This window comes from Pseudomonas sp. AK-TSAG1-1, from assembly GCF_056821665.1.
Genome location: NZ_CM165965.1, coordinates 3244212 through 3257736, shown reverse-complemented (window position 1 = coordinate 3257736; position 13525 = coordinate 3244212). Strand labels below are relative to the sequence as shown.

The window sequence follows — 13525 nt, the reverse complement described above, 5'->3', positions numbered from 1 at the left end:
CTGCTCTCCCTTGTGTCCGGGAGATAACCCAAAGGGGAGCCGCGCAATGAAACCTGAAAAACTGCACAACACCCGTGGCAATGTCCAGGCAACGATTGAGGACAGAGACGGCAAACTGGCATTCATCGCTAGAACAGAACTGGAAATAAGGGAGACTGCAGAACAGTTCAGGATCAGCGCCACCATGAGGCACGACGTCCAGACTTTCAGGGTGATTGAACTCTGGTTTCCCAATACCCTTGCAAATGACGGCACGGAAAACCGGTTTTCGCTGAAACCCTCGCCCGACAGCAAAACACAAGGGCGCTATTCATACTTTCCAGAAGGCGTTTCCCTGGGGTCATACGAGGGCGTGCTTACAGTGCACTACGACTGGAAAACCGCGCGCATGTGGGGTTCGTTCGATTACAGGGTTCACTCCGGCCCGGACGAGATTATTTCCGTGAACTCAGGCATCTTCGATCTCACCGGCATTACCGTTGCACACCTGGCAGGTAAAGGGACATTCGAGGGGACGGTCGACAAGGAAAACTTCAATGCCGTTGAAGTCGGTATTCAACGCAAGGAAGTCGACGGTAAACCTTATCTCGAGGTCGTTGGCCGCACTCATCCGCCCATTGGCGCAGAACATATCACTCTGATCATCGATGCTGATTTGCAGGGACTGACGCACCCACTGGGAAGGTCAGACAGCAAGGTTCAAGCGCTTTACTTTCACTCTCCATTCGGATTCTTTTACGCAAGAAGCGGCGAAGTGACCTTTGCCTCCTTGCCCACGCAAACCCACGCAAAAGGCACGCTAACCGGCGCCTTCCAACAAAACGAAGAACCGCCCCGCAAGGTCAACTGCACGTTCGATATCACCGAAACCCCAAGCCGATAATCCCCGCCCCCGAACACCGGCCGCCCCGCAGGCAGCCGGTTTGCGGCTTCCGTGGCGTTACCAGCGGCGGGGCAATTCGACGTTGCGCTCGGCTGCTGCCAAGGCGTGGATCAGGCCGGCCTTGTCGAATGCAATGCAATAGGCCGGTTTGGCCCGCTCGAATCGCCAGCTCTCATCCAGGTTTCCTGCGTCGACTGCATCAAAACCGATTTCATCCAGAAGCCGACTGACGAGTGCCTTGGCCTGCGCATCATCAGCTGCAATTGGCAACGCCCGGCGCTCGTTCGAATGCGCCGGCCGTGCGTCCTTGAGCAGATCACCGGCAAGGATGGCATTGAACACCTTGACCACCGTTGCCCCGGTCAGGTGCTGCGCGAGCAACCGGCTGGTGGTGCTTTGATGATTATCAAGGGCCGCGATATGGCCGTCTCGTTCGGGGTAATAGTTGTTGGCGTCCAACACGGTTTTGCCCACAAACCATGCGCTTGGCAGGCTGGGGTAGTGCTCGAACGGAATCGCCACCAGCACCACATCAGCAAACTGCACCGCTTGTTCGGCGCTGCCGATCTGGCAGCCGGCGATACCGCTGAGCACGCTGCTCATGGTTTGCGGCCCGCGCGAGTTGCTCAGCATTGCTTCATGCCCGGCGGCAATCAGCAATTGCGCCACGGCGCGCCCTATGAATCCGGCTCCAACAATTCCAATACGCATCACGTGCTCCTTGATCGGGTTTGAAGGGCCTATGATGATTGCTAACCAGATGCTGATAAATTGCGGTTTGTTACTTGCTTTCGATAACAGGAGTTTCGAATGGATCGTCTTGGCAGCATGGCGGCTTTTGTAATGGCTGCCGAAGCAGGCTCTTACGCCAGCGCCGCTCAACGCTTGGGCATGTCGGCGCAGATGGTCGCCAAGCATGTCGCGGCGCTTGAACACAGGCTGGGTGCGCGGCTGCTTAATCGCACCACGCGCCGGCAGAGTCTGACCGAACTGGGCAGTGCGTATTACGAGCGTTGCAAGCACATTGTGGCTGAAGCCGAGGCCGCCGATTCACTGGCGCAAATCATGAGCGACACACCGCGTGGAAAACTCAAGGTCAGTGCGCCCGTGACCTTTGGTTCCTATAGCCTGATGCCCTTCGTGACCGGGTTTCTGCGGGAGTTTCCCGAAGTGGAAATCGACCTGCATCTGACCGACCGCGCCGTGGATCTGGTGGAAGAGGGCTTTGAGGTGGCTTTCCGGATCGGTCCTCTTGCCACCTCCAGCCTGACGGCCAGACCCTTGGCCCCCTATCGACTGATGGTCTGCGCGTCACCCGCGTATCTGGCGGCGCGGGGGACACCGCGTGTGCCGGAGGATTTGCAGGCACACGAGTGCCTCGGTTACGCCTATTGGTCGCGGCCGGCTGATCGTGAGTGGCAGTTTTTCAAGGGGGCGCAGGCGTATAGCGTGCCGGTGACCAGCCGTTTGCACGTCAACGAGAGCAAAGCCTTGCTGTCGGCGGCGGTGGATGGTTTCGGCATCGTGCTGGGGCCGGCGGATTTTCTTCAGCCGGCCTTGTGTGCGGGAGCGTTGGTTCAGTTACTTGAGGGTTTCGAGGCGCCCAGCCGAGCGATGCATCTGCTGTACACGGCGAACCGGCAGAAAACGGCCAAGGTTCGCCGTTTTATCGATGCGGCCGTGAAGCACTTTGCGCAGTGAAGCAGGACATGGGGTTAGCGACGAATCGTCGCGTATGACTTGCCCAGATCACTGGCCCAACCGTCCAGCACGCCTTTGACGTCATCGGCGGTCAGCACCTGCTTGTCGTTTTCCAGGGCCAGGCCAGTGCCCTTGCGTACAACTTCGGCAACCACTTCGCCGGTGGAGCCGTCTTCGAACGAGACTTCGGTGGCGATTTCACTGTCCTGGTCACGAATGCCGGTGGCGGTGCTCACGCCGGCGGCGACCAGGGTCACCGGTAGCCATTCATAGAAGCGCAGGCTCTGCGTGCTGGCGGACACGCGGGTGATTGCGGGTCTGACGGTCAGGGTATTCGGGCCGGGTCTGGACACCAGGTGCATGACCTTGCCCAGTTCGAGCCTGAGGGCCGCGTCGTAGTACTCGGTGACGCCCGACAACGTGCTCAGCGGAATCCGCTGCGTCGGCTCGACGCTGGGGTAGAACTGACTCGGCGCCAGATAGACCTGGGTGTAACGGCCGCGGGCCAGCGCAGGGCTGACCCAACCCAGAACCGGCAGGCCTGATGGCGACTTGTGTTCGCTGAGCACGCTGTAATCATGCAGGAAACCGCTGTATTTCTCCGGTTCGACGGTTTTGCTGCTGCAGCCCGACAGGCTCAGAGACGCTGTACACAACAGTGTCATCAAGCAATGGCTTCTCATCATGCGAATCCTTGTTTTGCGCTTTGCACCCGCGTCGTTCAAGCGCGGGCGGTGGTTGGGGAGGAGAGCGGCGGGGTGTTGTCCGAGCACTCGATGCGCAGTTGACCGTGGGTCATGATCCAGTGGATGAGATCGGCGGTCGGGATCGAATGCACGTACTCCACCCATTGCGCCTGGGAAGGCCCGTATTGTTCGAAATAGCGGCGCAAGACGATGCGGCTTTGATCATCTGACAGGCCCAGGCAGAACTCCTGGAACAGCAGCGGCGTATCGTGCTCAGGCGCCGTGGTGCGTTGGCTGAGAATCAACGGATAACGGGCGTCGTGTCCCTCGGCGGTATACCTGCTGTGCAAAGCCTTCATGAAATGCCCCCTGTTTTGGAAGGCGTGCAGGGTGGCAGAAGGTTTTTGCCGCACAATGTCCGCTTGATGTCCGGGACGACGGAATGTTGCACGATTGAAATAAATGACCCGGGCGCCGGAATAGTTTTAGATGCGTTCTTTTTTTGGCCTTGGGATCCTGTGAACGTGAGCAGACTGCTGATCGTCGACGATGACGTGGAAATTCTCGCCTTGCTGAAGAAGTTCTTCGTCCAGCACGCCTACGAAGTCGATGTGGCCGTCGACGGCGCGGCAATGTGGGCGGCGATTGCGCAACAGCGCCCGGACACGATCATTCTCGACCTGATGATGCCCGGCGAGGGTGGCTTGAGCCTGTGCCAGAAAGTGCGGGCGCAGATGGGCATTCCGATCATCATGCTGACCGCCATGGGCGAGTTGAGTGACCGCATCGTCGGCCTCGAACTGGGTGCGGATGACTACGTGACCAAACCGTTTGCCCCGCGTGAATTGCTGGCCCGCTTGCGCGCCGTGCAACGCCGCGCCGGTGAGCAGGTCGGCCCCGCGAGCGAGCCGTCACGGCCGGTAGTCGCTTTCGCCGGTTGGCACCTGGACATCACCTGCCGCGAACTGCGCTCGCCGCAAAACGTGATGATTCCGCTGTCCGGTGGCGAGTTTGACCTGCTGGTGGTGTTTCTCGAGCACCCGCAGCGCATCCTTACCCGCGAACAACTGATCGACCTGTCTCGCGGCCAGGGCCATGACGCCTTTGATCGCAGCATCGACGTGCAGGTCAGCCGCCTGCGGCGCAAGATCGAACCGGACAGCAAACGCCCTGACCTGATCCGCACTGTGCGCAACGGCGGTTATATGTTCACGGCCAAGGTCACTCGTTCATGATTCGCCGCTTCTTGCGCCGTGATCCGCTGAGTCGGCGTATCGCCCTGACCATCGTCGCGGCCATGCTCGCTTCGCTGGCGCTCAATTTCCTGTTCGTGGAGGTGGCGGGAACCTGGGCGCGCCCGCCCATCGAACGCACCGGGTTGCTGGAGCAGATTGCCGCCACCGTGAAGTTGATCGAGGCCGCACCGGCACCGTTACGCGTGAAACTGGCGCAAGCGACAAACGGCCCGACACTGGAAGTGATGTGGAGTGCGCAACGCGACGACCTCGGATTGCCCTCGGGTGGTACGCCACTCACGGCAGGCAAGACATCGGTGTTGCATCAGTTGTTGGGCGATGATCGACAGATTCGGGTGTTCAACCCCGCTGACTGGCCGAGCGGCAGCCCGCTGGGGCGCTATGCGGCGCTGATTCAACTGCCCGATGCCAGCTGGTTGCTGTTCTCTTCGCGCGAGCGCTCCTGGGGACTGGACATCGGCACACGCATCGCGATCATCATCGCCCTCGGCCTGATCGCCACGGTGCTGGTGGCCTGGCTTGCCACACGGCAACTGGCCCAGCCGCTGCAGCGTTTCGCCAGCGCTGCCCGCCGTTTTGGCGGCGATCTGCGTGCGCCGCCGATCAAGATCGAAGGCCCGGACGAGATCCGTCAGGCGATCATCGCCTTCAACACCATGCAGGCGCAGATTCAGCATTACATCAGCGAGCGCACGCACATGCTCGCGTCGATCTCCCACGATTTACGCGCTCCGCTGACCCGGATGCGCCTGCGCAGCGAGTTCATGGAAGATTTTGATCATCAGGACAAACTGATCCGCGACATTGAAGAGATGCAATCGATGATCAACGCCGCGCTGGCGTTCTTCCGTGAAGACACCCAACCGGAGCAAACCACCGCGTTCGACCTGTCGGAGTTGCTGCAGACGATCATCGACGACTACCGCGACCAGAATATCGCCATCGGTTTCAGCGGCCCCGCACATCTGGTGTATGAGGGACGCCCGCTGGGGATCAAACGGGTGATCGTCAACCTGCTGGAGAACGCCGAGAAGTATGCGCAGCAGCCATGCATTGCGCTGAGCAGTGACGGTTACAGCATCTGTATCGACGTCAGTGACGAGGGGCCGGGAATTCCCGAAGCATCGCTGCAACGGGTATTCGATCCGTTTTTCCGCCTGGAAACCTCGCGCAACCGTGAAACCGGTGGCGTCGGGCTGGGCTTGTCGTCGGCGCGGGCCATTGTCCGGGAGCAGGGCGGGGAGCTGACGTTGAGTAATCGCAACGGGGGTGGCTTGTTGGCTCGGGTCGAGCTGCCTTTGTAATATTTTGAAACATTCAGCCATGGCGAGCGGTCAACAGGACACATTCACTGCAAGAAGCGTCCATGAAAACCCCACGGCCCTCCGCACGCCTTGAACCGCTGTCACAACTTCGCAATCTGAAAATGGCCCGCTCCGCGCACGCTTACGTGCGCGGCAGTACGGTGCAGTTTTACGAGTGGCTGCACAGCCAGCCGGGACGCCGCCTGCCGCAAGGGCCGGCAGTGTGGATCTGTGGCGATTGTCACGCCGGGAACCTGGGGCCGACGGGCGACTTGAAAGGGCGCATCGATATCCACATCCGCGACCTCGACCAAACCGTTATCGGCAATCCTGCGCATGATCTGGTCCGTCTGGCCTTGTCCTTGGCCACCGCCGCCCGTGGCTCGGATCTGCCCGGCGTGGCGACTGCGCGGATGCTCGAAGAAATGATGCGCGGCTACGAGCAGGCGTTTGAAGACGACGTCGATAAAGAACCACCACGCCCCGCGCAAGTGAAAGCCGGGATGCGCAGCGCGGTGCAGCGCACCTGGAAGCATTTGGCCCAGGAGCGCATCGAAAACACCAAGCCGACTATTCCGCTGGGCAAGCATTTCTGGTCGTTGTCCCGCGAGGAGCGCAGCGCGTTGAAGACGTTGTGCGCCACGCCAGATCTGCACACGTTGGTGACGTCACTGAAGGGCCGCTCGAAGGATGATCGAGTGAAAATGCTCGACTCGGCCTATTGGGTCAAAGGCTGCAGTTCGCTGGGGCTCAAGCGCTATGCGGTTTTACTCGGGGTGGGCGATGGCGATGACGAAGAGTATTGCTTGCTCGACATCAAGGAAGCGGTCGCCGCTGCGGCCCCGCGGGTGGCCCGGGCGGCAATGCCCAGAGACAACGGCAAACGGGTCGTCGAAGGTGCGCGGTTTCTCTCGCCGGGCCTTGGCAATCGGATGATTGCGGCCCGGGTGCTCGACCATGGTTTCTTCATTCGTGAGCTGCTGCCTCAAGACATGAAACTGGAGCTGGATCAGTTGAGTCAGACCGATGCGATGTTGGCCGCCGGGTATCTGGCCCGCGTCGTGGGACTGGCGCATGCCCGGCAGATGGACCTGAGCACACGGGCCTCGTGGATGCGCGAACTGCAAGCGTGTCGCTCAAAGACCCTGGATGCACCGTCGTGGTTGTGGTCGAGTGTCGTGCAGTTGGTGGGCAGGCATGAGAAAGGCTATCTGGAGCACTGCCGGCGTTATGCGCTGGAGCACTGATCCCGCTGGAGGACTCAGTTGTCTGTTGCCGATATGAAATTTGTTCTGTAGATTTTCATGAAATTACAAGAACAGAATTTCACGAGGCCGCGAATGTTTCAGCAATCCCAGCGCCATGTCGACAGCTACTACGCCCACAGTTGCGCCGATATCCTCACCCAGCGACCGGTGCTCGAAGGCGCGCAGGACAGCGATGTGGTGATCATCGGCGCGGGGTTCAGTGGCTTGCACACGGCGTTGCGCCTGGCCCTGGCGGGCAAGCGCGTCACCGTGCTGGAGGCCAATCGCGTGGCGTGGGCCGCATCCGGGCGCAACGGCGGGCAGGCGATTCTGGGCTGGTCGTGCGACATGCCACCGCTGGAAGCAGCGCTGGGGTATGAACGGGCAAGGCGCCTGTGGGACGGCATGCGCTGGGCCGCGCAGGAGTTGCGCGCACTGCCCGGGCGTCACGGCTTCGATTGCGACTATCGCCCGGGGCATTTGTGGACGTCGGTGATGCCGCGTCGGGTCAGCCTGCTGACCGAATGGCAACACGAAGCCAGTCACAAGTGGGGCCACGACGGCCTGCAATTCATTCCCCGTGAAGATCTGCCGCAATGGATCGCGAGCGAGCGCTATCAGGCCGGGCTCTACGATGCCGAAGGCGCACACCTCAATCCGCTGAAACTGGCCCTCGGGCTGGCCACCGCCTTCGAGCGTGCCGGCGGGCGCATCTACGAGCAAAGCAAAGCGTTGAGCTATCAGCCTGAGGGCGATGGTTTCCGGGTCAACACCGCATGTGGTTCGGTGAAGGCCGACGTGCTGGTGCTGGCCTGCAACGCCTATCTCGATGAACTCGACCCGCAACTCGCCAGCTGCATTCTGCCGGTCGGCACCTATCAGGTGGCCACCGCGCCGCTGAAACCGGAGCAAGCCACGGCGCTGCTGCCGAGCAACGTCTGCGTGACCGACAACCAGTTTGTCCTCGATTACTTCCGCCGCACGCCCGACAACCGCTTGTTGTTCGGGGGCGGCTGCACCTATCTGGGCGGCATGCCCAAGGACATCGCGGCGGCGACCCGGCCGTTTCTCGAGCGCGTATTCCCGCAGCTCAAAGGCGTCGGGCTGCAATTTGCCTGGGGCGGGCACATCGACCTGACGATCAAGCGCACCCCGGACATTGGTCGTGACGGCCAGCGCTATTGGCTGCAGGGTTACTCGGGCCACGGTGTGCTGCCGACACTGGCCGCCGCCCGCGCAGTGTCGGACGCGATTCTCGGTAAAGACGATGAGTTGGCGTTGTATCAGGGCCTGAGCAATGGCAGCTTTCCCGGCGGTAAATACCTCGCCGCACCGCTGGAAGCCATGGGCAAGGCCTGGTATCGACTGCGCGACAGCATTTGATGAAAAATTTTCCGGAACCCCGGCCATGAACAAGCAAGAAGAAATCGCTGCGCTGGCGATCCTGATCCACGACCTGCGCAAGCACAAGAAATACACCCTGAAGGAACTGGCCGACAAAATCGGCCGTTCGGTGGGCTTTCTCTCGCAGGTCGAACGCGGTCTGTCGCGGCCGACGGTGGCCGACCTGACCGCGATCAGCGAAACCCTGGGCGTGCCGACCACCTATTTCTACAGCCTGCCCAAACCCAAACAGGTGCCTTGGGTCACCCGCCCCGACGAGCGCCGCACGCTGTATTACGCCAACGGCATTACCGACATTCTGGTGTCGCCGCAGATGCGGGCTTCGTTTTCCATGCTCGAAAGTCATCTGGAACCAGGCGCGAGCAGCGGCGACCGGCACCTGAGCGACAGTTCGGAGCAGGGCGGCTATGTCCTCGAAGGCGAACTGACCTTGTGGCTGGGCGATGACGAGGACCCGGTCGCGCTACGTGCCGGCGACAGCTTTCAATTCGACAGCCACACCCGTTGCCGTTACGGCAACCTCACCCAGCAGCTCACGCGCGTGCTCTGGGTCTACACCTGACAACAACAAAAGGAACACCGACGATGGACGCTGTCTGCTCTGACCTGCTCGCTGAAGTGCGTGCGTTTCGCCAACGCTACCCCGAGGTGCGTTATGTCGACCTGATTTCCCTGGACATTCCCGGGCATTTCTACGGCAAGCGTTATCCGGTGGACATGCTCGAAAAAGTCGCTGCAGGCAGCGCGCTCAAACTGCCGCAAAACTGCGTGTTGCTGGGCGTGCAGGGCGGCCTGTTCAAGATCGGCGATTACTGCTTCAACGACGGCGACCCGGACGCCGCGCGCCGCCTCGTCCCGGGTACACTCAAACCGGTGACCTGGGAAGCACAGCCGCTGGGGCAGATGCTGATCACCTCCGATGGCACCGCCAAGCCGATCGAGTTCGAACCCCGTGAAGTGCTCGCACAGGTGCTCGATCGCCTCGCGCGCAAAGGCATTCATCCGGTGGTGGCGTTCGAGCTGGAGTTCTACCTGTTCGACAAGAAGCTGCGCGACGGCCTGCCGCAATTCCCTCGCGACGAGCTGAGCGACGATGCCGATGATCAGCCGAACATGCACATCGAGCGCCTGTCGCGTTTCGCCCCGGTGCTGGATGAGATGGTCGAAGCCGCGCGGACCCAAGGCATCGACGCCACGGTAATTACCGCGGAGCTGGGGCCGGGACAGTTCGAGATCAATTTTGGGCATCTGGACGACGGTCTGCGTGCCGCCGACTGGGCGGCGCTGTTCTGTCGCAGCACCCGTGGTGTTGCGCTCAAGCACGGCTACCGCGCCAGTTTCATGGCCAAGCCGTACGTCGAGCATCCGGGCAGCGGCATGCACGTGCACGTCAGCCTGTATGACGCGGCAGGCAATAACCTGCTGGCCGCCAATCACCAACAGCCGCTGCGCCATGCGGTGGCCGGGTGCCTGGACTTACTGCCGCACAGCATGCCGATTTTCGCGCCGAACCAGAATGCCATGCGTCGCTTGAGCGGCACGGTGAACACCGCGACCAAGGCAAGCTGGGGTTACGAGGACCGTGACGCGTGCCTGCGCATTCCCGAGTCGGACTCAATAAACCTGCGCATCGAATACCGTCTGGCTGGCGCCGACGCCAACCCGTATCTAGTGCTGGCGGCGATTCTGGTGGGCCTGGAACACGGGCTGGAAACCGGCAAGGAACCGATCCCGCCACTCAACGACGACCGCAACAGCGGCATCGCTTTCCCCAGCGAAATCCTCGATGCCGTGCGCGCCCTGCAGAATCAACCGCAATTGCGCGCGGGACTGGGCGCCGAGTTCGTCGACGTGTATTGCGAGAACAAGCGCCAGGATCACCTGGCGTTCATGCAGGAGATCAGTGCGCGGGAGTATCGCTGGTACTTGTGAAGGCCAGGATCAGCGCTCCTGAACGATTCGAGGTGCGGTCTGGAGCGCTGCAAGATTGAGTTCCAGCTCTATTTCTGGCCCGGGAATCCAGACCCCCACAGTAAAGCCACCCCAGGCCGAAACCAGGAGTTTAGCGACACCTTTTTTGAATCGGCGTTTGACAGACGGCGGTTTGAAGCTGTCGTGGAGGTGAAATTCGACTTCCTCACCATCCTCTCCCGGCCCTTCCACCAGCAGTTTGATACGAACCCAGTTTTTGGAGCGGCCCTCTGAAAAGTCCGCTGAAACCCTGAACCCTGCAAGGCTGGCCTTGCCACCGAACCGGCCTCTTTGCAGATCATCGCGGTACATCACCCGTCGCTTCAGCGCGGGGGCGGTCTCGATGGGTCTGAGGCTAGCGCAATCCTCCTGTTCTTCCTTTGATGCGTTGGTCACGGCCGCATCAAGCATTTTACTGAACCTGTCCAGCCGGCTGGTCAGTTGCCGCGCGGGCAGGCCAAGTGAGACTGCCAGATCTGTGATGCCAACAGTATCCATGGGGCGGTGGTCTGTGTTGTTGATGAGATTAAGTGCCCGCAGGGCCGTTTCTTGAATATCCGAACTCCAGAGCTTCATTTTATCGGCCATACGATTGATGCTCGCATTACCGGTTACCGTTTCAAGTTTTGCTACAACTTGATCAAGCAGCGATGGCAAGTCCTCAGTCGCGGAAGTTCGGCGCAGCCGCGCTTTACTGGCAGATAATTGCCAGCACAACCAGGCGGCGGTGCCTCCTGAAGAGCGGGTAGCGGCTGCCACAAGCGCGGTACCGCGCACAGCGGTGGGGCGGGCGATACTCTCCTCGATTGCCCAGCGCCAGGCGCAATCGAGCATCGGCGGACTTTCAATACGCTTGGGAAGGATTCTGAAGCGGTCCGGGTTGATTGCCTGCGGTATGGCTCGCGCCAATTCCCAATGCGCTGCGAGCGCGTCTGCCGGTATGCCTGGCTGGGCGGGGTTTGGAATCCAGTCGAGGATTCGCCTGCCCCATCGTTGCAAAACGTCTGCACCCGATCCGACAGACGCGCTTTCATCTGGTGCTTGCAAGCTTTCACCCCGCTTGAGGGTTGAAAGTGCAACCAGCGCTCCATAGAACCTGAGCAAGGGGTCGGTTTTCGGGTTATCAAGAACAGACACGACATCGTGTGTGAGTGAGTTTGTTCCATTGGCGAGATCGTAAATCAGCAACTGCGCAAGGCGCATTCGCTCACGCATGCGATAGGTTTCTTCATCGCCACGCACAGTGACGATTACCGTCTCGGCAGGATCGATACCAACGCTATCCTCTGCCACGAACCGTTCGACGTCAGGGACAATCAACCGCGTACGCGTGACCTTTAGAAAAACCACCGTTTTGCGGCCAGCCAGCGACGGAACGATCAGTCCAAGCCGCTCATTGAGGATGGATCGGAAACCGACATGGAAACGGCCAGGTTTGACCTGGTATATGTAGCCTTTTTCATTGGAAAGCAGATCTAGATTCAGCGCCTGGGCAGAGTCTCTTCGCATTGCAACATCGTTTCGGTCGTATAGGCGAATACGCAGGTCTGCCACATTTTCGAGCAGATGGCGCTCACCCGTGACAATCACGACGATTGAAGAGTCCTGTGTTCGTTCGGAGGGTGTCAAAGCATCGCTGACCGCATCAATCAGCGCATGAGTTTGCGGCTTGCTACTTTGTCCTGATATGTCGGACTCCATCTCGCTGGGGTCAAACTTCAACTGCGTTTCTTCCTGACGGCCATCCAGGCGCACCATCGATTCCGACTGATGACCGGCAGAATTCCAGCGCACCAGATACAGCCCTTCGGGCAACCAGGTAGCAAGTTGCCCGGAGCCGCGCGCGATCTCGCTCAGGCTGGAATCCAGCAATCTGATGGCAATGCCCGGCCGGGTAACCAGAGACAACTTGTACAGTGACCGAGAAGTGCCGGACTCATGGGACATGGATGTTCTCCCGAGTGGGTTGCACAAACATTCTGTGGCGCCCCGAGCCGTCATCGATTTCGATCACATAAAGGCTCTCCGGCAGGGGAGGCAATGACAGGGTCGGTCCGGTGACGACGAAGGCAGGCATATCTGCGACGGGTTTATTGTCGCCACCTTTGAGAATCAGCCTGGTTCCGGTTGCCAATGTCGAGACATTCAGAACCGGACCATTGGGAAGGCCCGCCGGCCCCGTCACAATCAATGGTCCGTGCGGATCAGGTCGATACGAGAGATGGGGTACCTGATCATTGTCGGTATAGCTTTTGATATTGGAATGGATGAAGTCTCGAAGCGGAGCCGCGTATAGCTCACCTGCGCTGCCTGGGCGATGCGTGCGTAAACCATCCATCAAGGCTTTGGTAAAGGCACCCCGACACGGCTCCGTGCGCGTTTCGTACGCGGGTTGACCCTCTTGGGCCGCGAATGCCATTCCCCAAGGCGCTATTGGATCACCGTCAAAATCAGAAACCGGCTGTACTTGGGTCATTAATCGTGATGCCTCTGACCTACAGCAATCAGCGAACAAAATGGCTTCGTTGAAGCGTTCGTGGAGTAAGGCCTTGCGAAAGCTCTCGCAAGGCACCAAACCTGCCGCGAGTTCGCTGGATTTCGGATGAAAGTCACCTGCCATAAAGCAGGTTTCATCCTGCCCGCGACCATATATTCGAGCCCGAATGCCATGGCCGGCGAGAAAGACATACACGCGTCTGGCTTCTTCATCATTGTCAACAAATGCGGTGGAGTACGCACCGCGTCCGACAGTTTCAATAGTGGATGTAATTTCCGTCGCCTTGGGTGCGCGCCCATTATCAGGAGGTTGCCAATCGCTATCCTTTTTGTCATCAGGGATGAACCAGTTCGGCAACTCGCCTTCCAGATAACTTTTGAGCCGCCCCGCAGATAACGCGGCAGGCCAGGGATACGTCCAGAAAAAAAGCCTTTCAGCCGGTACGTTGCCACCCAGAGGATCCAGTACCCAATCGGCAAAATCACATGCATCGGCGACAGCGCCTTCCAACGGTTTCTGCGCGGCTCGCCGGTGATAGACATTGATGCCTACAACAATCGCCCAACTCTTCATTGA

The 13525-nt window shown here is 60.0% G+C and carries 13 protein-coding genes; 8 read left to right on the top strand and 5 right to left on the bottom strand.

Translation table 11 applies throughout. The features are described 5' to 3' along the window. The first annotated feature begins 46 nt into the window (after positions 1–46). Complete coding sequence (locus tag AC1UK9_RS14450; protein ID WP_482577749.1) at positions 47–883, top strand: hypothetical protein; 837 nt, start codon at positions 47–49, stop codon at positions 881–883. A gap of 57 nt (positions 884–940) precedes the next feature. Here the strand turns inward: AC1UK9_RS14450 and AC1UK9_RS14445 are convergent, their stop codons facing one another. After that, positions 941–1594, bottom strand: coding sequence for an NADPH-dependent F420 reductase (locus tag AC1UK9_RS14445; RefSeq protein ID WP_482577748.1), 654 nt, complete (start codon positions 1592–1594; stop codon positions 941–943). A gap of 99 nt (positions 1595–1693) precedes the next feature. Between AC1UK9_RS14445 and AC1UK9_RS14440 the strand changes: the two genes are divergently transcribed. Further along, positions 1694–2584, top strand: a complete 891-nt coding sequence (locus AC1UK9_RS14440) for a LysR family transcriptional regulator (protein WP_482577747.1) — start codon at positions 1694–1696, stop codon at positions 2582–2584. Between the two features lie 14 nt (positions 2585–2598). On the opposite strand, the gene AC1UK9_RS14435 is transcribed toward AC1UK9_RS14440, so the two are convergent. Beyond that, positions 2599–3267 (bottom strand): DUF3313 domain-containing protein, encoded by a 669-nt coding sequence (locus AC1UK9_RS14435; RefSeq protein ID WP_473015795.1) that lies wholly within the window; start codon positions 3265–3267, stop codon positions 2599–2601. 38 nt (positions 3268–3305) lie between these two features. Then, complete coding sequence (locus AC1UK9_RS14430) at positions 3306–3629, bottom strand: hypothetical protein (RefSeq protein WP_025109658.1); 324 nt, start codon at positions 3627–3629, stop codon at positions 3306–3308. Positions 3630–3794: 165 nt separating this feature from the next. On the opposite strand from AC1UK9_RS14430, the gene AC1UK9_RS14425 reads away from it, so the two are divergent. From AC1UK9_RS14425 to AC1UK9_RS14400, 6 genes are all read left to right on the top strand, one after another. Then, on the top strand, positions 3795–4505 hold the full coding sequence (locus AC1UK9_RS14425; RefSeq protein WP_025109659.1) for a response regulator: 711 nt from the start codon (positions 3795–3797) through the stop codon (positions 4503–4505). Continuing rightward, positions 4502–5830, top strand: coding sequence for an ATP-binding protein (locus AC1UK9_RS14420; RefSeq protein ID WP_482577745.1), 1329 nt, complete (start codon positions 4502–4504; stop codon positions 5828–5830). Before AC1UK9_RS14425 ends, AC1UK9_RS14420 begins: the two co-directional genes overlap by 4 nt. 62 nt (positions 5831–5892) lie before the next feature. Further along, the gene (locus AC1UK9_RS14415) at positions 5893–7077 is read left to right on the top strand and encodes a DUF2252 family protein (protein WP_473015793.1); all 1185 of its coding nucleotides are present in this window, start codon (positions 5893–5895) and stop codon (positions 7075–7077) included. 93 nt (positions 7078–7170) lie between these two features. Continuing rightward, positions 7171–8460 (top strand): NAD(P)/FAD-dependent oxidoreductase, encoded by a 1290-nt coding sequence (locus AC1UK9_RS14410; protein WP_482577744.1) that lies wholly within the window; start codon positions 7171–7173, stop codon positions 8458–8460. A gap of 25 nt (positions 8461–8485) precedes the next feature. Next, a complete protein-coding gene (locus AC1UK9_RS14405) occupies positions 8486–9043 on the top strand; it encodes a helix-turn-helix domain-containing protein (protein ID WP_025109663.1) in 558 nt (185 codons plus the stop codon). 23 nt (positions 9044–9066) lie between these two features. Continuing rightward, a complete protein-coding gene (locus AC1UK9_RS14400) occupies positions 9067–10413 on the top strand; it encodes a glutamine synthetase family protein (protein ID WP_482577742.1) in 1347 nt (448 codons plus the stop codon). Between the two features lie 9 nt (positions 10414–10422). Here the strand turns inward: AC1UK9_RS14400 and AC1UK9_RS14395 are convergent, their stop codons facing one another. Further along, positions 10423–12399 (bottom strand): pYEATS domain-containing protein, encoded by a 1977-nt coding sequence (locus AC1UK9_RS14395; protein ID WP_473015790.1) that lies wholly within the window; start codon positions 12397–12399, stop codon positions 10423–10425. After that, entirely contained in the window at positions 12389–13522 is a 1134-nt protein-coding gene (locus AC1UK9_RS14390) for a hypothetical protein (protein ID WP_473015789.1), read from the bottom strand. The genes AC1UK9_RS14395 and AC1UK9_RS14390 overlap by 11 nt, the downstream gene beginning before the upstream one ends. Positions 13523–13525: the final 3 nt, after the last annotated feature.

Coding starts and splice junctions, on each gene's coding strand:
- AC1UK9_RS14450 (WP_482577749.1), top strand. CDS start 47: ATGAAACCTGAAAAACTGCACAACACCCGTGGCAATGTCCAGGCAACG.
- AC1UK9_RS14445 (WP_482577748.1), bottom strand. CDS start 1,594: ATGCGTATTGGAATTGTTGGAGCCGGATTCATAGGGCGCGCCGTGGCG.
- AC1UK9_RS14440 (WP_482577747.1), top strand. CDS start 1,694: ATGGATCGTCTTGGCAGCATGGCGGCTTTTGTAATGGCTGCCGAAGCA.
- AC1UK9_RS14435 (WP_473015795.1), bottom strand. CDS start 3,267: ATGAGAAGCCATTGCTTGATGACACTGTTGTGTACAGCGTCTCTGAGC.
- AC1UK9_RS14430 (WP_025109658.1), bottom strand. CDS start 3,629: ATGAAGGCTTTGCACAGCAGGTATACCGCCGAGGGACACGACGCCCGT.
- AC1UK9_RS14420 (WP_482577745.1), top strand. CDS start 4,502: ATGATTCGCCGCTTCTTGCGCCGTGATCCGCTGAGTCGGCGTATCGCC.
- AC1UK9_RS14415 (WP_473015793.1), top strand. CDS start 5,893: ATGAAAACCCCACGGCCCTCCGCACGCCTTGAACCGCTGTCACAACTT.
- AC1UK9_RS14410 (WP_482577744.1), top strand. CDS start 7,171: ATGTTTCAGCAATCCCAGCGCCATGTCGACAGCTACTACGCCCACAGT.
- AC1UK9_RS14405 (WP_025109663.1), top strand. CDS start 8,486: ATGAACAAGCAAGAAGAAATCGCTGCGCTGGCGATCCTGATCCACGAC.
- AC1UK9_RS14400 (WP_482577742.1), top strand. CDS start 9,067: ATGGACGCTGTCTGCTCTGACCTGCTCGCTGAAGTGCGTGCGTTTCGC.
- AC1UK9_RS14395 (WP_473015790.1), bottom strand. CDS start 12,399: ATGTCCCATGAGTCCGGCACTTCTCGGTCACTGTACAAGTTGTCTCTG.
- AC1UK9_RS14390 (WP_473015789.1), bottom strand. CDS start 13,522: ATGAAGAGTTGGGCGATTGTTGTAGGCATCAATGTCTATCACCGGCGA.